This is a genomic window from Actinoplanes sp. NPDC051851 (assembly GCF_040681165.1).
In the GTDB taxonomy this organism is placed as follows: Bacteria; Actinomycetota; Actinomycetes; order Mycobacteriales; family Micromonosporaceae; genus Actinoplanes.
The window spans coordinates 38949-58557 of record NZ_JBFAYF010000030.1; the positions used below are offsets into that span (position 1 = coordinate 38949).

Consider the following 19609-nt stretch of genomic DNA (forward strand, 5'->3'; position numbering starts at 1 on the left):
CCGGCCCGGGTGAGCGTTCCGGCCGGGGTGAGCGTTCCGGCCCGGCAGGGCCGGGTTTTCCGGCCCGGCAGGCCATGGCCCACCCACCGGCTCGCCCCCTGGGGCAGGCCCGCCCGGAAACTCGGGCCTGCCGGGTCGCCACATCTGTCGTACGCTTGTTCTAATGTCGCTTACGGCTGCCCTCGCGTACGCCCGGCACGGCATCCCGGTGCTGCCGGTGCACACGCCTGACCAGGGTGGCGCCTGCTCCTGCGACAGAGGATCCCGATGCGACAGTCCCGGCAAGCACCCGTTACTCCGGCGCGGCCTGACCGAGGCCTCCACCGACCCGTTTGTTATCGAGGTCTGGTGGTCGCACTGGCCGCGCGCCAACATCGGTCTGCGCACCGGTGTGCGGATGGACGTGGCCGACGTCGACTCGGCGGAGGGCTGGCACGGCCTGCTCCACCTGCTCGGCGGCGAGCTCCCGCCCGGCCCCAGCGTGCACACCGGCGGGGGCGGCCGCCACCTGTGGTTCCACCCGACCGGCTTCGGCAACCGCGTCCGGCTCCTACCCGGCCTGGACTGGCGCGGTGCGGGCGGCTACGTGCTGGCCCCGCCCTCCCAGCACGCCAGCGGCGCCGCCTACACCTGGGCGCACCGCCCGGGCGGCCCGCTGCCCACGGCCACACCCCCACTGCGCGACCTGATCGCGGGCCCATCCGCTCCGCCCAGCCACCGCGACCAGAACTCCCCGAACGCCCACCCCCGCCGCCCCTCCTCGCCCGACCAGCGCTCGCCACACACCCACCCCGGCCAGCGCTCACCACACACCCACCCCGACCAGCACATGCCGATCGCCCATCCGGATCGGTATGCGGAGGCGGTTCTGCACTCAGCCGTCGAGCGGGTGGCCCGCGCCCCGGTCGGCACCCGGAACGACACCCTGAACCGGGAAGCCTTCACCCTGGGCCGCCTCCTCGGCGCGGGTCTGCTCGACGCCGCCGAGGTCCGCCACGAACTGGAGGCCGCCGCACTGTACGCGGGCCTGTCCCGCACCGAGACCCGCCGAACCCTCCACTCAGGCCTGACCGCCGGCCACCGCCACCCTTTCGACCACCTCCACCACTACCCCGCCGCGTGACGCAGCCCGCCCCGCGACCCGTTCCGTAGCCCCGGGCGAGACCGCTGGGGTGATCCAGCCGGCCCGAAGCCCGCTGCATCCAGCCGGCCCGAAGCCCGCTGCCCTGCTCACCTCGGCCTCCGGGCCGGCCCTGAACAGCCCGCACACCGACCACCCGGGCACCGGTAACCGCTTCGGCGGGTGTCGGATCGCCGCTTCGGGCGCCACTATCACAGCGGCGATCGATTGCCACCTTGCTGGGCTGATGTCTCGGGATTGGCATGGATTGAGGGGAAGGCTGGCCGATCGGGCGGGCCGAATCGGATGATCGGGTCCTGCTTGAGGAGGATGCCGCCCAGGCTGTGCCGGTAGCCTGGCGGTCGAATTTCCGGCCGGGGAGCGATCGTGCTGCAGTGGGACGTCATCGGTGACGCTGAACTGAGCGTGCTCGCCGATCCCGCACGCCTGCGTTCCGTCCGCCGGATCATCGGCACATCCGCGACAGCCACCACCGAAACCGGCCGAACCACCCCGATCGAGCCGACGGCCGGCGACCACACCACACCCACGGACCACACCGCGCCCACCCACACCGAGCCCACCCACACCGAGCCCACCCACACCGAGCCCACCCACACCGAGCCCACCCCCGCCAAACCCACCCCCGCCAAACCCACCCCCGCCAAACCCACCCCCGCCAAACCCACCCCCGCCAAACCCACCCCCGCCGAGCCCGCCCCCGCCGCGCCCGACACCGCTCGCCCGGCAAACGCGGGCACAGGAACGGCAAACGCGGGAACAGGAATGGCAAAAACGGAAAAAGGCACAAAAAAGACCACGGAGAAGAGTGGAACGGCCGACGAGGCTTTCGATCGGCTCGCCATGCTCGTGCGGAAACTGATCGACTCGCCGATGGCCGTGGTCTGCCTGGTCGACGTGGAGACCCAGCACCTCGCCGGGCACGTCGGCATGCCCTCGCCCTTCGCCGAGAGCCGCCGGATGCCGCTCTCGCACTCCTTCTCGCGGCACGTCGTGCTCAGCGGGGAGATGCTGGTCGTCCCGGACACCCGCGCCGACCCGCGTACCCGGGACAACCCGGCGATCGCCGAGCTCGGCGCGATCGCCTACGCCGGGGCACCGATCACCGACCCGGACGGGCTCGTCGTCGGTGCGCTGTGTGCCGTCGACGTCGAACCGCGCGCCTGGACCCCGAGCGAGATCACCTTCCTCGGCGAGATGGCGGCGGTCTGCTCCTCCGAGGCGTGTCTGCGGATCACCCGCGCCGCCGAGGAAGAAGCCCGCCGCACGGCCGAGGAGGCCCGCCGCACGGCCGAGGAGGCGCACCGCACGGCCGAGGAGGCCCGGCACACCGCGGAGTCGGCGCACCACCAGCTGGAGCTGCTCGCCGACCTGACCGAGGCGCTCGCCGCGACCATGGACGTCGAGGAGGGCATGCGCCGCCTCGGCCGGATCGTCACCGAGCGGCTCGCCGACTGGTGCGTGGTGGCGCTGGAGGACGGCCCGCTGATCACCGCCGTGCACCGCGACCCGGAGCAGGCCGGCACCATGGAGCGCTTCACCGCCCTCGCCGTCCGGTCACGGCCCGACATCCGGGCCGTGATGGCGGCGGCCCGGCGTACCGGACGGATCGCCCGGGACGTGGCGCCGGAGCTGATCGACGCCGAGCTGCGCGCGATCGCCGAGGAGGCCGGGCTCGCCGAGGCGCTGATCGCCCCGGTGCTCTCGCCCGTGCAGCGGCGGGTCCTGGGCGCGGTGATCCTGGTCAACGGGCCGACCCGGACCAGGTTCAGCTCCGCCGAGGTGCGTACCGTCGCCGAGATCGGGCGCCGCGCGGGGATGGCCGTGGAGAACAGCCGGCTCTACCGCGAGCAGCGCCACGTCTCCGAGGTGCTGCAGCGCAGCCTGCTCACCGAGCTGCCGGTCCTGCCCGGCGTCGAGCTGCACGCCCGCTACCTGCCCGCGCAGAACGGCGCCGCGGTCGGCGGCGACTGGTATGACGCCTTCGAGCAGCCGGACGGCAGCGTGATGGTGGCGGTCGGCGACGTCTCCGGCCACGATATCGAGGCCGCCGCGACCATGGGGCAGCTGCGCAATCTGGTACGCGGCGACGCGTACGGCCGGGACGACGAGCCCGGTGCGCTGCTGACCGAGTTGGATCAGGCGCTGCACGGTCTCCGGGTGCCCGCCGCGGCGACCGCCGTGCTGGCCCGGGTGCGCCGGGCCCACTCCGGATACTCGGTCAGCTTCGCCAACGCCGGCCACCCACCACCGCTGCTCCTGCTCCCGGACGGCCGGGTCCAGGTCTGGTGGGTACCGCCGGAGCCGCTGCTGGGCCTGCCGCCGCATGACCCGCGCACCACCACTGTCCGATATGTACCACCGGGCTCGACGCTCCTGCTCTACACCGACGGCCTGGTCGAGGACCGCGAGCAGCTCCTCGACGACGGCGTCGCCCGGCTCTCCGAGGCGCTCCGGGCGGCCGCAACCCGCCCCGGCGACGAGGTCTGCGAGCGGTTGCTGCGGGTCGCGCCCCGGCGCAGCGACGACATCGCCCTGCTGCTGGTCCGCCTGACCTGAGAAAGATCAAGACCGATTTACAGTACGGCCGGCGGCCCACCGTGCGTCCACGGCGTCTCGGTCGGGTCCGGCAGCGCCCCGCCGGGCCGGTACGCCTCGCTGAGCGTGGTCAGGATCAGCCGCTCCCCCACCTCGGGCACGCTCCCCGGTTCGGCGACCAGCTTGCGCCCCATCCCCCCGGAGAGCTCCAGCAGCACGTCGAACTCGGTCACCACCGAGCCCTCCGAGACACCCGGCGCGGGAGAGCCCACCGCGGCGCCCGGCGCGGGAGAGCCCACCGGCGTCACCGAGACGACCCGCGCCTTCTGGGACGGCCGGGCGGGCGAGGTCAGCGAGGTCCCCGGTTCGACCCGGACCACCTCCGCGGTACGCACCATGATCCGCGGCCGGAGCACCGGGCGCTTCCCGCTGTCGTCGATCCGGTCCGCCTTGGCCAGCGTCACCGTGCCGGCGAAGGCCGCGCCGGAGAGCCGGTACTCGGCGAGCACCAGCGGATCGTCGAAGGCGCGCTGGACCGCGTACCGGGTGGCCGCGCTCTCCAGCCGCTGCAGCCGGGCCGCCGCGGCGACCGCGCCGTCCCGCCGGGGTTGCGGCGCGCCACCCTCCTGCACGTACTGGGCGAACGCCGAGTACGCGTCCCGGTCCGAGTCCCAGCGCGACGCCACCCGGCTCCCCTCCGGCATCGCACGCAGCAGATCCAGTGCCCGCCACATCCGGTCCCAGGTGGGCAGCAGCAGCTCGTGCAGCACGCCGGCGATGGCCGGGTCGTTCCGTTCGATCAGCGGCGCCAGCACGTGGTTGTCGAACTCCGGATCGGTGGCCGGACCGGCGACCGGACCGTTCTCCTGGTCCCGGGCGGCCGCCGCGCCGTCGGTGATCCACGCCAGCAGCGCACCGAATTGGGCGTCCTCGGCGCCGCTCTGCCCGGTGGCCCAGTGCAGACCGAGCGCCTGTACGGCATTCGCCAGCAGCACCGACCCGGGCACCTCGGCGCTGTTGGCGAAGAAGGTGAGCCACCGTCCGAGCAGCGGCACCGAGGCGGGCACCGGATGCTCGCCGTCGACCGACCGGAACCGGGTGGACCGGCCGAAGAGGCGCAGGAAGTCCACGCCGCCCGGGTTCGGCACCCAGATCTGCGGCGCGTCCACGTACCGGTATCGGACGTCCTTGCCCCGGTCCACGGCGACCGCCTCGGTCACCGTCGCGAACGAGTCCACGTACCGGATCAGCACCCCGGCCAGCCGGTCGGCGAAGGCGAACCGCTCGTCCCGGTTCCGGGGCTGGGTGACCACCAGGAGCTGCGGCTTCTCCCGGTCGTCGCCGGCCATCGCGGCCAGCGGCGCGTTCGCCTCGCCGGCCATCGCGAGCGGGATCAGGACCATCGGGCGGCGGTGGACGTGCAGATGACGCACGGTCGCGATCGGCTGCGCCCGGCCCGTCATCACCGCCTCGGCACGGGCGAGGGCGGTGAGCGTACTCAAGAAGGCACCTCGGAGAGGACCTCGTCGCGCAAGCGGCGTGCGGAGCGCAACAGGGCGGCGGCCTCGGCCTGCTCCTCCGCCGGCTCCCGGCGGCCGGCGGCGAGTTCCAGCACCTCACCGACGGTCTCGACGCCGCCCAGCGACTCGCGGACGGTACGCCCCAGCGCCGCCGTGGTCCCAACCGCCTCCTGGCGGCAGAAGGCGGAGAGCTCGCAGGCGGAGAGGCACTCGGGCGCGTAGCGCGGCTCGATCCGGGCGAGCGCGCCGGTCAGCTGCTCCGGCTCCAGCCGCAGGTCGAAGGTGAGGCCGGGCGGGAGCACGTCGATCAGCGACTCGACCGAGGCCAGCCGGGCGAGCTGGCGGCGCAGCGTGGAGAGCTGCTTGCGGACGTCGATCCGGACCGCGACCGGGTGGAACGCGAAGTTCTCCGGGCAGACCAGGACCACCTCGTGGTCGACCAGCAGCGGGTCCATGCCGAGGCGTTCCAGCAGGTCACGCAGCGCAAGCACGTAGACGGCGGCCTGCACGGCGGCGGCCGAGACCTTGGCGCTCTCCGCCTGGCCGTCGACCACCGCGAACGACTTGATCTCGACGACCTGCAGGCGGCCCCGATGGGCGTACGCGATCAGATCCGGCTCGAGGTAGACGGTCTGCCCGGCGATCTCGAGGGTGAGCAGCGGGTGGTCGATCAGGGCGGCCCGGGCCTGGCCGAGGAGCTTGACCGTACGGGCGTGCCGCGCGCTCAGCGTGTCGTCGGAGTCCTCGCCCAGGTCCTGGTAGCCGAGCGTGGCCTCGCCGGCGCCGAGCACCGAGCGCAGCAGCTCGCAGTCGTCCGCCTTGAGCATCGCCTCGAACGCGTTGCCCCGGGTCAGCGCGAACCGGGACTGTCCGAAACCGCCCGGGAAGCCGACACGCTCGGCCAGCTTCGGTTTGTCGATGCCGGCGGCGTCCAGGACCGCCCGGCGGTCGCAGCCGGGGTTGCCGGTGAGTGCCGCGATCGTGCGCGCGTTGTGCCGCTTGGCCCGCCCGGGGCCGCGCAGCTCGTCGAGCCGGTTGCTCTGCATCGGGGCCGTTCTTGATCGGGGGGAGTGATCGTGGAGATCGACTGTAGATCTTTCTACACGGCCGCGACAACGCGTGTGTCAATCCGTACGTTTCACCCGCGAGAGGTGAATAAACCGCACATATCAGTCACATTGCCGGATGCGCGCTAGGTTCGGGACATGCCGAAGGCCATCTGGAACGACGAAGTGATCGCGGATAGCGACGACACCGTGGTGCTCGAGGGCAACTACTACTTCCCGCGAGGATCCGTGCGGGAGGACGTACTGGTCCCCTCGGAGACGCACACGGTCTGCCCGTGGAAGGGCAAGGCGTCGTACTACTCGCTCCGGGCCGAGGGCCGAACGGCGGCGGACGCCGCATGGTATTACCCCGACCCGAAGCCGGATGCCTCGGCAGTCCGCGACCGGGTGGCGTTCCGCAAGGACGTCGCCGTCGTCACGATCGACGCCTGACCGCCACCCGCCCACCGAAGAGAACCGTCTCCGGAGGCCCGCTCACGCGATGCGCGGGTGGGCCTCCTCGATGGCCGTGACCTCGAGATAGTCCAGCATGTCCGCCTGCTCGACCGGATCCAGCGCCCGGAACGCCGCGTACGCCTCGTCGCGCGAGCCCGCCGTCTCCGCCGCGAGCAGCGCGATGATCGCCGACCAGGCCAGCGAGACCCGGTCGAAGAGCCGCGCCCGGCGCAGCGAGGTGAGCCGGGTCAGCATGCCGACCTTGGTCACCGCGTCCTCGTCATTCGCCAGCCGGTCGCAGAGCTCGAAGAGCGCCCGCCCGCGATAGGGATGCTCGGCCTCCACCATCCGGGCCAGCTCGGCGTTGGTCATCCGCTCCACGTCCGGGGCCGGCCCGCGACGCGGCAGCGACGGCTTCGAGTCACCGTGCACGGCTGTCCCGCCCGCTCTCGTATCCGTTGCCCGGCGCCTGGTGCGGCAGCGTGGGCGTGGTGGTGAAACTCGGGAACGGCGGCGGCGACGGCATCACCGGCGCGGCGGGCTCCCGCGGCTCGTCGGCCGGGAACCGCTGGGTGAAGCCGTCCAGGATCGCCTTCCCGGTCTCGGTGTCCGCGCCGACGGTCTCGGCGACCGCGGTCTCCACCTCGTCGGCGAGCGAGGACTGCGCGCGGCGCATGGTCCGCAGGATTTCCCCGGCCAGCCCCGGCGCGCCCAGGCCCAGGGCCCGGTCGTCCAGATCCAGACCGGTCACGTTCCCGGAACTCGCCACGGTGACCGTGATCGCGCCGTCCGCACCGGTCGCCGACGCGGAGAGCGTCGCCACCCGATCCGCCAGCGCTGCGGTCGTACCCCGGGGGCGGGGTGCGCCGTCACCGGCGCCGAGGTCTCCACCCTGCACGATTTCGTCCTCCGTTGCCGACTTGCGGTGGTGATGTCCCATGAGATCACGCCCGCGCCATCCCCGCGAGCACCCACCGTAGCGACTCCCGGCGCTCACCCGACCCGGCGACCGCCGTAACCTTCAAGCAACGCATCGACCACCACAACCGGTGATGAGTCCAGGAGGTGCCGTGGAGCCGGGTCAGAGCCCCGCCCGTCCGCCAGCGCGGCCGGCCCCGGAATGGCAGTCCGTGATGATCGACGTCTCCGGGTCCTCCCTCGCCGAGCTCCTGGACCGCGACGACGATTCCGCCCTGACCGCCTGCCTGCGCCGCCTCAACGCCGACATCGACGGCCCGAGCGAGCCCATCGCGGGCTTCAACTCGGCCCTCTGACCAGTCTTCATACCCCTTCCGACCGTCCTTCCCACCGGAGCGACCCTGCGGATGACGCGCCCCTTCCGGCTCGCCGACGCCGATCTCGCCGCCCTCGGCGCCGGCCTTCCGACCGCCGGCACCCTCGGCCTCCTGCGCAGAGCGCAGCTCAGCCGCCATCTGCTCCTCCTGCGCGAGGTGCGGCGCGAGCTCTCCGAGACACCCTTCTGGTACGCCACCCTGACGGCGACGGGCACCACCTCCACGGAGGCCGAGTCACGGATCGCCGACCCGATGACCGGGCTCTGGGCCGCACAGGCCCTGACCGCGCTGCGCGCCGGGGACAAGCCGGACGAGCTACCCGCCCCGAGCGGCCACCACCTGCGGGTGACCCACGCCGGGATGACGCTGGCGGTCCGGCTGGACGACTCGGGCCCTCTGCGCCACCGCCTCGGCCTGCCGCCCGCCGCCCCGCTCACCCCGGACGAGCTCGCCCACTGGCACACCTGCCTCGCCGCGGCGTGGACCCTGCTGACCACCCGCCACCGCGCCGCCGCGACCACGCTCGCCGAGGTCCTCCGGGTGATCGTCCCGGTGCAGCCCGACCCTTCCGCCGAGGGCATCAGCGCCACCTCGGCCGAGGCCTTCGGCGCCGTCGCCATCTCCACCCCGGCCGACGGCCGCTCTCTGGCGGTCGGCCTCCTGCACGAGACCCAGCACAGCGTCCTGAACGCCGTGCACAGCCTCTTCGAGCTGACCCACCCCACCGCCACCCGCGGCTACTCCCCGTGGCGCGAGGACCCCCGCCCACCCCTGGGCGTGCTGCACGGCGTCTACGCCTACCTCGCCGTCACCCGCTTCTGGCGCACCGAGGCCGCCGCCCACCGGGACGACAATGCCACCGCGCACCCGGACAGCGATGCCGCCGCGCGCCAGGACAGCGATGCCGCCGCGCGCCAGGACAGCGATGCCGCCGCGCGCCAGGACAGCGATGCCACCGCGCACCCGGGCAACCTGGTCGCCGCGCACCAGGGCGGCGAGGGGACGACGGCGGAGTTCGAGTTCGCGCGGTGGCGGGTGGCCGTGGCGGAGGCGGCACGCGAACTGCTCGACGGCGGGCGGCTGACCCCGGTCGGCGCGCGCTTCGCCGGAGCCCTGCTCGCCGAGGTGACCGCCTGGCGGGACGAGCCGGTGGCCCCGGAGACCAAGCGGCTGGCGAGCATCGCGCGGGCGGACCACCGGCTGCGCTGGCGCCTGCGGAACCTGCTCGTCGACCCGGACGACACGGCCGCCCTGGCCGCGGCCTGGCGTGACCACCGGAAACCCCCCGAGGTCCGGGTCCGGGTGGTGCCCGCGACCGGCCGGGCCCTGGAGAACAGCTCCCGCCTGCGCCTGATCCGCGCGTGGCTGACGAACCCGTCCACCGCCGACCACCCCGCCGTCGACCATCCCGCCGCCGAGGGTCCCGCCCAGGAGGACACCGCGACGGCCGGTGACGCCGCCTGCCTGCGGGGCGACCACGAATCGGCTGGTATTTCGTACCGTAGAAGGCTTTTGTCGGATCCCTCAGATGACGCGGCCTGGAGCGGCCTGGCCCTCGTCTCCCCGCATCCCGCGCTGCACACCCGCCCGGAGGTCGTCCGCGCCGCCGCTCTGACCCTCCCCGGCGCCGACCCCCTCGCCCTCGCCGCCTGGCTCTGACTCCCATCCCTCACTCCCATCCCTCACGCCCTACCGGCACCGAAGGGTCCCCTGCCGGATTCCTGACCGGAATTGACCAGCAGGGGCCCTCCTGCGCACCGGCCAGGACCGGAACCGGGGTACCTGGCCGGGACGGCGGCGGGATAAAGAGTGAACGGGATCGCTCAGCTGGGGTCGGGACGGACCGATGGGAGCGGCCGGAGGTGGATCGTGTCCCGGAAAGCGATGATGGACCGGATGCGGCGCGCGGTGGACGACGCCGTGGTGCTGGCCTCGCTCGTGCTGGTGGTCTGGCCCTCGGCCGGCGGCGCCGAGCCGGGCGACTCGGCGCGGATCGTCCCGCTCGTGGCGGCGGTCTCCCTCGGTGTGGCGCTGCTGCTGGTGGCGCCGAACCGCCCGCTGCTGCGCTACGCGCCGCCCGCCGCCGCGCTGGCGGTGACCGGGATCCGGCTCGCGCAGGGCGACCTGGCGCGCGGCGCGGTCTGGCTGCTGCTGGCGATCGCCGGGGCGGTACTGGTCCGGCGCTACCTCGGGGCGCACACCGACGTCGCGATGATGCGTGACCTGAACCGGCAGCGCGCCCTGCTGGCCGGGCAGGTCTACCGCGACGCGCTGACCGGGGTGGGCAACCGGAAGATGTTCCTGGAGCACGCCGAGGAGGCGCTGGAGGCGGAGAACCGCACCCTGACCGCGGTCGTCGTGGTCGACCTGGACGGGTTCCGCGAGCTCAACGACGTGCACGGCCACGAGGTCGGCGACGACCTGCTGCGCGCCGCCGCGGACCGGCTCGCCGCGAACGTCCGCGCCAACGACACGGTGGCCCGGCTGGACGGCGACGAGTTCGTGGTGCTGCTCCCCGGCCTGGAGGACGACCAGGCCGCGGTCGGGGTGGCCGAGCGGGTGCTCGCCGAGATGCACCGCCCGTTGGAGATCGACGGCATCAAGCTGATGGCCCGGGCCAGCGCGGGTGTCGCGATCGCGTCGCCGGGCACCCGGGTCGACGCGGTGCTCCGCGAGGCCGACCAGGCCCTGGCCCACGCCAAGCGCGACGGCGGCGGCATCGTCCGCCGGTACGACCCGGAGGTCTTCGCCGCCGAGGAGCAGCGCCGGCAGGCCGAGACGGACCTGCTGCGCGCCCTGGACGCGGGCGAGTTCGAGGTGCACTACCAGCCGATCGTCGACCTGCAGGACGGCGAGAACACGGTCGGCGTGGAGGCGCTGGTCCGCTGGCAGCACCCGGAGCGCGGCCTGGTCCCGCCCGGGCTCTTCCTGGAGCTGGCCGAGCAGCTCGGCATGCTGCCCCGGCTCGGTGGCTGGGTACTGGAGGAGGCCTGCCGTCAGGCGGTCGACTGGCAGCGGCAGTTCCCCGGCTTCGAGCTGAACGTCAACCTCTCCGCCTCGCAGCTGAGCAACCCCGAGCTGATCAACGAGGTGCGCGCGGTCCTCGAGCGCACCGGCCTCCCGCCGCAGCACCTGGTGCTGGAGCTGACCGAGACGGTGGCGATCACCGATCTGGCCGAGTCGGCGCGGGTGCTGAGCGCGCTGAAGTCCCTCGGGGTCCGGATCGCGCTGGACGACTTCGGCACCGGGTTCTCGTCGCTGAGTCACCTGAGCGCGCTGCCGGTCGACGTGGTCAAGATCGACCGGTCGTTCGTGCAGGCGGTGCCGCAGAGCGGGGAGGCCTCGGTGGCCGAGGCGGTGCTGCACATCGCCCGGACCTTCAACCTGGCCCCGGTCGCCGAGGGCGTCGAGGACGCGTCCCAGGCCGAGTGGCTGCGGACGCTGGCGTGCAGCCGGGCGCAGGGTTACCACTTCGCCCGCCCGATGCCGGCCGGCGGGGTGACCGAGCTGCTGGACAAGCAGGCCGCGGTCACCACACCGCAGGCGAGCTGAGGCCTACAGGGGCGGGAGGTCGATATCGGTCTCCAGCCGCTCACCGGCGGCGGTCCGGGCGAAGATCGGGTGGCCGTCGCCGAACGCCTTGGCGAGCGACTCCAGGACCTGATGCTGGGCCTGCTCGTCGCCGTCGGCGAGCGCGAGGTTCCAGGCGCAGGCCACCGTGTCCGGGTGGTCGGCGCCGCGGACCACCCGGGACCGGCGCAGCGTGTCGGTCGCCAGCTCCCGGGAGCGCTGCGCCTCACCCGCCGCGAAGAGATCCGCGGCCAGGCCGTTCGCGCAGCTCAGCGTGAACGGGTGGTCGGCGCCGACGCTGCGCCGCAGCCCACTCAGCACCTCCTCGTCGATGGTCCGCGCCTCGGCGTGCCGGCCCGCCGCACGGACCACCCCGGCCAGCCCGGCCGAGGCGGCCAGGGTGAACGGGTGCTCGTCGCCGAGCACCGCGTGGTACCGGATCACGGCACGTTCCAGCAGTTCGTGGGCGGCGTCCAGGTCGCCGTCGTCGCGGGCGCAGTTGGCCAGCGAGACCGCGGCGGCCAGCGTGTCGACGTTCAGGTCGCCGTACTTCTGCCGGGAGACGGCGAGGTTCGCCTCGGCCAGTCCCCGGGCCGCGGGCAGGCCCCGGCGGCGGGCGGCCATCGCGGCGAACCGGCCGGCCCAGAGCGCGAACGGGTGGTCCGGCGCGATGGTGTCGGCGTGCCCCTCGACCTGGGCCGCCGCGCCCGCGTAGTCACCGAGCCCGAAGAGGTCGAAGGCAAGCTCGGCCCGGGAGGAGAGCGTCTCCGGGTGCCCGTCCACGAAGATCGCCTGCCGGTGCCGGAGGACCTGCTCGTCCAGCGCCCGGGCGCCCCGGAAGTCGCCGAGCAGCCGCAGGTCGGCGGCGAGGTTGTTGGCGCAGCGCAGCGCGGTCGGGAAGCTCTCCCCGAAGAGCCGGCGGTACCGGACGAGATTGTCCGCGTCGAGCTGCCGGGCCTGACCGAAGTGGCCCTGCATCCGCAGGTCGCCGCCGACGCTGTTCGCGGTGGCGAGCGTGGCCTCGTCGTCAGCCCCGAAGACCTCCCTCTGGGTACGCAACGTCTGCAGGTTCAGGGTTCGCGCGTCGGTCGTACGCCCCACCGCCCGCAACGCGTTGGCCAGGTGGAACGAGGCGAGCAGGGTCTGTTCCGCGGTCTCCCCGAGCGCGTCGCGCCACCGGGCCACCGCCGAGCCGGCCAGGTCCCGGCTGGAGTCGTAGTCGCCGCGCGCGTAGTGGAACCGGATGCAGTTGATCACCAGCTGCCGGATCTCCTCCGCGTCGCCGCCGAGCAGGTCGGAGTGGATCAGGTGCGGGGCCAGTTCGGCGTACCGGTACCAGCCGGCCGGGTTGTCCGGGTCACCCGGGTCGGCGGCGGCGAGCATGCCGCGGACCGTCCGGAGCAGGGCGGCGTGCCGTTCCGAGCTGAGCTCCTGGCCGAACATGCCGCGGACCAGCGGGTGGACGGTGAGCCGCTCGCCGGACGGGTCCAGGTCGGCGAGGCCGTACCGGCTGATCCGGCGCATCGCGGCGCGCAGCCGGCGCTCGACCCGGACGGTCCGGGCCACCTCGGGGGCGAGCGGCAGGGTCCGGGCGGCCCAGAGCAGCTGCCAGGAGATCGGCGCGCTGGCCAGGAAGGTGCAGAGTTCCAGCAGTTCCCGGTCGGCGGGCGCGGCGGCGTCCAGGGCCTCGGCGGCCAGTCCCCAGGCGACCCGGATCGGGGTCGGGAAGGCCAGCTCGGCGGCGCGCGCCTCGAACCGGGTCAGGTACTCGGCGACCGGCCAGCCGGTGGCGTTGCGGACCGCGGTGGCCAGGTCGAGCGCCATCGGCACGTCGCCCAGCCGTGCGGCGAGCCGGTCCGCGTCGGGCGGGGTCAGCTCGGCGGAGCGGCCGCGCAGCAGGTCCACGCTGTCCGCGCGCTCGAAGACCGGCACCGGCATCGACTGGGCGACCTCGGCCGTCCAGCGCGGGTTCCGGCTGGTCACCAGCACGTGCCCGGCCCCCGAGGGCAGGTACGGCATGATGTCCTCGGGCCGGTTGGCGTTCTCGAAGACGACCAGCCAATGCCGGTACGGCTCCCCCCGGCTCAGCGCGTCCCGGACCGCGCCCAGCGTCCGGTTGAGATCGCGCCCCTCGGGCACGCCGAGGCACTGGGCGAGACCGGCCAGCGCGGCGCGCATCCCCGCGTTCTGCTCGGCCGGTATCCACCAGACCAGGTCGTACGACTCGGCGTGCCGGTACGCATATTCCACCGCCAGTTGGGTACGTCCCGTACCGCCGAGTTGATGGTCCGGACTCGGCACCAGGACGACCGGACCGTTGCCGAGCAGACCGCGCACGCGGGTCAGGAGTTCCTCACGGCCCACGAAGCGGGGGTTGCGCGGCGGCAGACCGCCACGGATCGGCACACCGAGCTCCTCACGTCGAGGTGATGCCGATTACCGTACGTGGAACCCCCGCCACTGCAAAGCGGGCCACGCGCCCGAGACGGAAGGCCCCCCGGTGACCGATGAGATCGTGACGGCTCTGGATGCCGACGCCGGTACCACCACGGTGTCGCTGCGCGGTGAGATCGACGTACTGACCGTGGAACAGGTTCGGATGGCACTGGGTGACGCGGTCGCCGGCCGTCCCCGGAAGATCGTGGTGGACATGTCCGGTGTCGCGTTCATCGACTCGACCGGGCTGGGCGCGCTGATCAACGGGTTCCAGCGGGCCCGCGACGAGGGCATCGCCTTCGCCCTGGCCCGGCCGAGCAGCAACGTACGTCAGATCCTGGTGTTGAGCGGCCTGATGGAGGTCGTCGAGGTGATCGCCTAGCCCTTGGCCGGCACCGCCAGGCCGATGCCCGCAGCGATCGGCTTGAGGTGCTTGCCCGCGAAGAGCATCAGGCTGAGCAGGGACGCCAGGATCGCCAGCGCCCCGGCGCCGTACCAGGCCCAGGTGTACTCGCCGAGCCGATCGCGGACCAGCCCGGCGGCGCTCGCCGCGATCGCCGCGCCCACCTGGTGCGAGGCGAAGACCCAGCCGAAGACGATCGGGCCGGCCGCGCCGAAGTACTCCCGGCACAGGGTGACCGTCGGCGGCACGGTGGCCACCCAGTCGAGCCCGTAGAAGAGGATGAAGACCAGCATGCTCGGGTGCGCGGTGGCGGCCAGGATCGACGGCAGGACCAGCAGCGAGAGGCCGCGCAGCGCGTAGTAGGCGCCGAGCAGGATCCGGCTGTCCACCCGGTCGGTGAGCCAGCCGGAGGCGATCGTGCCGACGATGTCGAAGACACCGACCAGGGCGAGCAGACTCGCGGCGGTGGTGTTCGGCATGCCGTGGTCGTGCGCGGCCGGGATGAAGTGTGTGCCGACCAGGCCGTTGGTGGTCGCACCACAGATCGCGAAACCACCCGCGAGCAGCCAGAACGCCCGGGTACGGGCGGCGTCCCGGAGGGCGCGCAGCGCGGTGCGGGCGGCACCGGCGGTCGGCGGGGCGGGCGGGTCGGTGACGCCGCCGAGCGCGGTGACGCCGCCGAGCGCGGTGACGCCGAGTTCGCCCGGGTGGTCCCGGAGCCGCCAGAGGATCAGCGGGACGACCAGGATCGCGACGCCGGCCACGGTGAGCGAGGCGGTCCGCCAGCCGTGCGCCTCGGTGATCCGGGAGAGCACCGGCAGGAAGATCAGGTTGCCGGTCGCACCGCCGGCGGTGAGCACGCCGGTGACCAGGCCGCGGTGCTTGACGAACCAGCGGCCGGTGATGGTGGCCACGAAGCCCAGGGCGAGCGCGCCGGCGCCGAGCCCGACCAGCACGCCCCAGCAGAGCATCAGCTGCCAGCTGGCGCTCATCCCGATGGTCAGCCCGGAGCCGGCGGCGATCAGGAGGAGCGCGACGGCGGCCACCCGACGGATGCCGAATCTGGCCATCAGGGCGGCCGCGAAGGGTGCGGTCAGGCCGTAGAGCATCAGGTTCACCGAGACGGCCGCGGAGATGGTGCCGAGCGACCAGCCGAACTCGTCGTGCAACGGTTCGAGCATCACGGACGGGGTGGACCGGAAACCGGCGGCGCTGATCAGCGCGATGAAGGCCACCCCGGCGACCAGCCAGGCCGGATGAATGCGAAGTCTCACGCGTTGATTCTTGGCTTTTCCCTACGATCACAGAAGTGGCCCGGAGGCCATGATGCGCAAGAATCAGGCCATGTCTCACGTGCTCGCCGTCCTCGCCCTTCCCGGAGTCGTCGCCTTCGATCTCGGCAGTCCGACCCAGGTGTTCCGGGCGGCCCGGCTGTCCGATGACGATCACCTCTATGACGTGCGGGTCTGCGGCCAGGGCCCGGTCCGCGCCTCCGCCGAGTTCACCGTGACCCCCGACCATGACCTGAGCACGCTGGAGATCGCCGACACCGTGGTGGTGCCCGGCATCAGCGGCACCGGCCCGATCACCGACGGCACCCTCGACCCGGAGATCCGCGACGCGCTGCGGGCGGCCGCCGCCCGGGGCGCCCGGATGGTCTCGATCTGCACGGCCGCCTCGGTCTTCGCCGCCGCCGGCCTGCTCGACGGGCGTCCCGCCGCCAGCCACTGGGCCTGGGCGAGCCGTCTCCAGCGGCTCTACCCCCGGGTCGCCTGGGACTTCGACGTGCTCTTCGTCGACGACGGCGGCATCCTGACCTCGGCCGGGGTCGGCGCCGGGATCGACCTCTGCCTGCACATCGTCCGCGCCGACCACGGCACCGAGGTGGCCAACCGGGCGGCCCGCCGCTGCGTGGTGCCGGCCTGGCGGGACGGCGGTCAGGCGCAGTACATCGAGCGCCCGGTCCCGGCCACCGCGGGCGCCGGCACCGAGACGACCCGGGCCTGGGTGCTGGACCGGCTGGCCGAGCCGGTCACGCTGGAGGAGATGGCGGCGCACGCGCGGATGAGCGTACGCACGTTCACCCGCCGCTTCCGGGACGAGACCGGCTCGAGTCCCCGGCAGTGGCTGCTGCGCCAGCGGGTGGAGCACGCCCGCACGCTGCTGGAGTCGACCGACCTCGCCGTCGAGGCGGTCGCCCGCCGGGCCGGCCTGGGCAGCGCGACCGCCCTCCGGCAGCACATGCACGCGACCCTCGGGGTGGCTCCCGCGGCGTACCGGAGGACTTTCCGCCCGGTGGGGTGACGGCTCAGCAGATGCGCGGATTGTCCGATCGGAAGGGTGGACAACCCGGTACCGCCCCGCCCGAGGATGCGATGGACCAGACCTTCCGGCCGCTGCTGGATGCCCTGAAGCAGATCGGCGTCGACCCGCACGCGGTCGACGCGGCGGCCGAGGAGGCACAGCGCAGCGGACGATCGGTGCGCGCGGTCCTGATCAACGACCAGGTGGTCACCGAGGACCAGCTGACCATGGCCGCCGCCGCCGCGTTCGGCATCAACACGCTGGACCTGGTCGGCTTCACCCCGGACCCGACCGCGCTCAAGCGCATCCCGCTCCCGGTGGTGCTGCGGCACCGGGTGCTCGGCCTGGCGATCAACGACAGCGAGCTGGTGGTCGGCGTGACCGACCCGGCCGACGTGGTCGCCCTGGACGACGTCCGCGCGGCCACCGGCATGACGGTCCGCCCGGTGGTGGTGGCCCGCAGCGAGGTCCGCCGGATCATCGAGAAGCTGCAGCGCGAGGACAGCGACCTCGGCGACCTGGCCGCCGCCGGGCTGGACGAGTCGGGTGGCATGTCCACCCAGCAGACCAGCACCGACGACGCCCCGATCGTGCGGTACGTGAACAGCCTGATCGAGCAGGCCGTCATGAACCGCGCCTCCGACCTGCACCTCGAGCCCACCGAGGACGACATGCGGGTCCGGTACCGGATCGACGGCGTGCTGCACGAGCTGGATGTGGTGCCACGCGGCGTGATGGCGGCGCTCACCTCCCGTCTCAAGATCATGTCCGGGGTCGACATCACCGAGAAGCGGGTACCGCAGAACGGCCGGATCACCGCGCTGATCCGGGACCGCACGGTCGACCTGCGCACCGCCACCCTGCCCACGGTCTGGGGCGAGAAGATCGTGCTCCGGGTGCTCGACACCGGCGGCATCGACCTGGACATCGGCAAGCTCGGCTTCACCCAGCACAACCTGGACCGGTTCTCCGCGTCGTTCAGCAAGCCGCACGGGATGGTCCTGGTCACCGGCCCGACCGGCTCCGGCAAGTCGACCACGCTGTACTCCACGCTCGGGCGGATCAGCAAGCCCGAGGTCAACGTGATCACCGTCGAGGACCCGGTCGAGTACCGTCTGCGCGGCGTCAACCAGGTCCAGGTGAACGTGAAGGCCGGCCTGACCTTCGCCGCGGTGCTCCCGGCCATCCTGCGTTCCGACCCGGACGTGGTGCTGATCGGTGAGATCCGGGACGGCGCCACCGCGCAGATCGCCGTGGAGGCCTCGCTCACCGGTCACCTGGTGCTCTCCACGCTGCACACCAACGACGCCCCGGGCGCGGTCACCCGCCTCACCGAGATGGGGATCGAGCCGTTCCTGGTCGGCTCCTCGCTGGACTGCGTGCTCGCCCAGCGGCTGGCGCGACGGCTCTGCGACTGGTGCAAGGAGGCGTACACCCCGAACGAGGCGGAGGTGACCGGGGCGCGCTGGCCGTTGCAGGACCTGGCGTACCCGCAGGTGCTCTACCGGCCGATGGGCTGCCGGAACTGCGCGAACACCGGGTACAAGGGCCGGATCGCGATCCACGAGGTGATGCCGATCAGCCCGGAGATCGAGGCGTTGACCATCCGCCGGTCGTCGGCCGGCGAGATCCGCGAGGTGGCGCTCGCCCAGGGCATGTACGACCTCCGCGCCGACGGCCTGGCGAAGGCCTCCGGCGGGCTGACCTCGATCCGCGAGGTCTCCCGGGTCGCGGTGTGACGAACTAAACCCTGTCTGCACCTTGCCGATTCAGAAGATGTGGACACGATCGAGCACGGGGTGCGACAACCGGCGATGGCCGCGAACCCCGACGACCTCGCCGTGCTCGACCAGTTGCTGACCACGCTGGTCCAGTCCCGGGGCTCGGACCTGCACCTCACGGTCGGGTCGCCGCCGATGATGCGGGTCGACGGGTCGCTGACGCCGGTGCCCGGGTACGGCAGGCTGAACGCCGCCGACACCGAGCTGCTGGCCCGCGCCGCCGTCACGGCGGACCAGTGGGCGACGTTCAAGCGCGAGCAGGAGATGGACTTCGCGCACAGCATCGTCGGCGTCTCCCGGTTCCGCGGCAACCTTTACGTGCAGCGCACCTCCTGCGGCGCGGTCTTCCGGGCCATCCCGCACAAGATCAAGCCACTGGACGAGCTGGGCATGCCCGAGTCGGTGGCCCGCTTCGCCCACCTGCCCCGCGGCCTGGTGCTGGTGACCGGCCCGACCGGCTCCGGCAAGACCACCACGCTCGCCTCGATCCTGGACCTGGCCAACCGCAGCCGGGCCGACCACATCGTCACCATCGAGGACCCGATCGAGTTCCTCCACCCGCACAAGCGCAGCATCGTGAACCAGCGCGAGGTCGGGTCGGACACCGAGACCTTCGCCAGCGCGCTGAAACACGCGCTGCGGCAGGACCCGGACATCATCCTGGTCGGCGAGCTCCGCGACCTGACCACCACGGCGACCGCGCTGACCGCGGCCGAGACGGGCCACCTGGTGCTGGCGACCCTGCACACGCAGAGCGCCACGCAGACCATCGACCGGGTCATCGACATCTTCCCGCCGCACCAGCAGCTGCAGATCCGCGCGCAGCTGGCGGCCAGCCTCCAGGGCGTGATCACCCAGGCGCTGGCCCCGAAGGCGGACGGCAAGGGCCGGACGGTGATCTGCGAGATCCTCACCGCGACACCCGCCATCCGGAGCCTGATCCGCGAGGGCAAGTCGCACCAGATCCCGTCGTTCATGCAGGCCGGCAGCAACGAGGGCATGCTCGCCTTCGATCAGCACCTGGCCGAGAAGATCCGCGAGGGTGAGATCAGCATGTCGACCGCACTGGAGATCGCACACTCACCCGAGGAGCTCAAGCGCCTCGTGGGACGGGTGTGA

Annotated in this window: 17 protein-coding genes; 10 read left to right on the forward strand and 7 right to left on the reverse strand. The window is 72.9% G+C overall.

Annotated elements, in window-relative coordinates; translation table 11 throughout:
* Positions 1 to 163 precede the first annotated feature (163 nt).
* The gene (locus tag AB0M08_RS26405) at positions 164 to 1123 is read left to right on the forward strand and encodes a bifunctional DNA primase/polymerase (protein ID WP_364498407.1); all 960 of its coding nucleotides are present in this window, start codon (positions 164 to 166) and stop codon (positions 1121 to 1123) included.
* Between the two features lie 209 nt (positions 1124 to 1332).
* On the opposite strand, the gene AB0M08_RS26410 is transcribed toward AB0M08_RS26405, so the two are convergent.
* A complete protein-coding gene (locus AB0M08_RS26410) occupies positions 1333 to 1986 on the reverse strand; it encodes a hypothetical protein (protein WP_364498410.1) in 654 nt (217 codons plus the stop codon).
* Here AB0M08_RS26410 and AB0M08_RS26415 point away from each other — a divergent pair.
* Positions 1985 to 3700, forward strand: a complete 1716-nt coding sequence (locus AB0M08_RS26415) for a SpoIIE family protein phosphatase (RefSeq protein WP_364498412.1) — start codon at positions 1985 to 1987, stop codon at positions 3698 to 3700. The two genes, AB0M08_RS26410 and AB0M08_RS26415, sit on opposite strands and share 2 nt — an antisense overlap.
* A 17-nt stretch (positions 3701 to 3717) precedes the next feature.
* On the opposite strand, the gene AB0M08_RS26420 is transcribed toward AB0M08_RS26415, so the two are convergent.
* Positions 3718 to 5181 carry a hypothetical protein gene (locus AB0M08_RS26420; protein ID WP_364498414.1) on the reverse strand — a complete coding sequence of 488 codons (1464 nt, stop codon included), beginning with the start codon at positions 5179 to 5181 and terminating at the stop codon, positions 3718 to 3720.
* A complete protein-coding gene (locus AB0M08_RS26425) occupies positions 5178 to 6245 on the reverse strand; it encodes a hypothetical protein (protein ID WP_364498417.1) in 1068 nt (355 codons plus the stop codon). Before AB0M08_RS26425 ends, AB0M08_RS26420 begins: the two co-directional genes overlap by 4 nt.
* 159 nt (positions 6246 to 6404) lie before the next feature.
* Between AB0M08_RS26425 and AB0M08_RS26430 the strand changes: the two genes are divergently transcribed.
* Complete coding sequence (locus AB0M08_RS26430) at positions 6405 to 6698, forward strand: DUF427 domain-containing protein (protein WP_364498420.1); 294 nt, start codon at positions 6405 to 6407, stop codon at positions 6696 to 6698.
* Between the two features lie 42 nt (positions 6699 to 6740).
* Here the strand turns inward: AB0M08_RS26430 and AB0M08_RS26435 are convergent, their stop codons facing one another.
* Complete coding sequence (locus tag AB0M08_RS26435) at positions 6741 to 7133, reverse strand: hypothetical protein (RefSeq protein WP_364498423.1); 393 nt, start codon at positions 7131 to 7133, stop codon at positions 6741 to 6743.
* Positions 7123 to 7599 carry a YbaB/EbfC family nucleoid-associated protein gene (locus AB0M08_RS26440; RefSeq protein ID WP_364498426.1) on the reverse strand — a complete coding sequence of 159 codons (477 nt, stop codon included), beginning with the start codon at positions 7597 to 7599 and terminating at the stop codon, positions 7123 to 7125. Before AB0M08_RS26440 ends, AB0M08_RS26435 begins: the two co-directional genes overlap by 11 nt.
* Before the next feature lie 235 nt (positions 7600 to 7834).
* Here AB0M08_RS26440 and fxsA point away from each other — a divergent pair, with 235 nt between their 5' ends.
* The 3 genes from fxsA (at position 7835) to AB0M08_RS26455 (ending at position 11548) form a co-directional block, all read left to right on the forward strand.
* Complete coding sequence (gene fxsA, locus AB0M08_RS26445) at positions 7835 to 7975, forward strand: FxSxx-COOH cyclophane-containing RiPP peptide (RefSeq protein WP_364498428.1); 141 nt, start codon at positions 7835 to 7837, stop codon at positions 7973 to 7975.
* Positions 7976 to 8026: 51 nt separating this feature from the next.
* Positions 8027 to 9655: an HEXXH motif-containing putative peptide modification protein gene (locus tag AB0M08_RS26450; protein ID WP_364498431.1), complete on the forward strand. Its 1629-nt coding sequence runs from the start codon at positions 8027 to 8029 to the stop codon at positions 9653 to 9655.
* A 210-nt stretch (positions 9656 to 9865) separates the two neighbouring features.
* Entirely contained in the window at positions 9866 to 11548 is a 1683-nt protein-coding gene (locus AB0M08_RS26455) for a bifunctional diguanylate cyclase/phosphodiesterase (protein WP_364498434.1), read from the forward strand.
* Between the two features lie 3 nt (positions 11549 to 11551).
* On the opposite strand, the gene fxsT is transcribed toward AB0M08_RS26455, so the two are convergent.
* Complete coding sequence (gene fxsT, locus AB0M08_RS26460; protein ID WP_364498437.1) at positions 11552 to 13972, reverse strand: FxSxx-COOH system tetratricopeptide repeat protein; 2421 nt, start codon at positions 13970 to 13972, stop codon at positions 11552 to 11554.
* A gap of 94 nt (positions 13973 to 14066) precedes the next feature.
* Between fxsT and AB0M08_RS26465 the strand changes: the two genes are divergently transcribed.
* Positions 14067 to 14384: an STAS domain-containing protein gene (locus tag AB0M08_RS26465; RefSeq protein WP_364498440.1), complete on the forward strand. Its 318-nt coding sequence runs from the start codon at positions 14067 to 14069 to the stop codon at positions 14382 to 14384.
* On the opposite strand, the gene AB0M08_RS26470 is transcribed toward AB0M08_RS26465, so the two are convergent.
* On the reverse strand, positions 14381 to 15679 hold the full coding sequence (locus AB0M08_RS26470) for an MFS transporter (protein ID WP_364498443.1): 1299 nt from the start codon (positions 15677 to 15679) through the stop codon (positions 14381 to 14383). The genes AB0M08_RS26465 and AB0M08_RS26470 overlap by 4 nt on opposite strands.
* A gap of 70 nt (positions 15680 to 15749) precedes the next feature.
* On the opposite strand from AB0M08_RS26470, the gene AB0M08_RS26475 reads away from it, so the two are divergent.
* From AB0M08_RS26475 to AB0M08_RS26485, 3 genes are all read left to right on the forward strand, one after another.
* Positions 15750 to 16709, forward strand: a complete 960-nt coding sequence (locus AB0M08_RS26475) for a helix-turn-helix domain-containing protein (RefSeq protein WP_364498446.1) — start codon at positions 15750 to 15752, stop codon at positions 16707 to 16709.
* A 71-nt stretch (positions 16710 to 16780) separates the two neighbouring features.
* Positions 16781 to 18448 (forward strand): ATPase, T2SS/T4P/T4SS family, encoded by a 1668-nt coding sequence (locus tag AB0M08_RS26480; protein ID WP_364498448.1) that lies wholly within the window; start codon positions 16781 to 16783, stop codon positions 18446 to 18448.
* A gap of 39 nt (positions 18449 to 18487) precedes the next feature.
* Entirely contained in the window at positions 18488 to 19609 is a 1122-nt protein-coding gene (locus tag AB0M08_RS26485) for a type IV pilus twitching motility protein PilT (protein ID WP_364498450.1), read from the forward strand.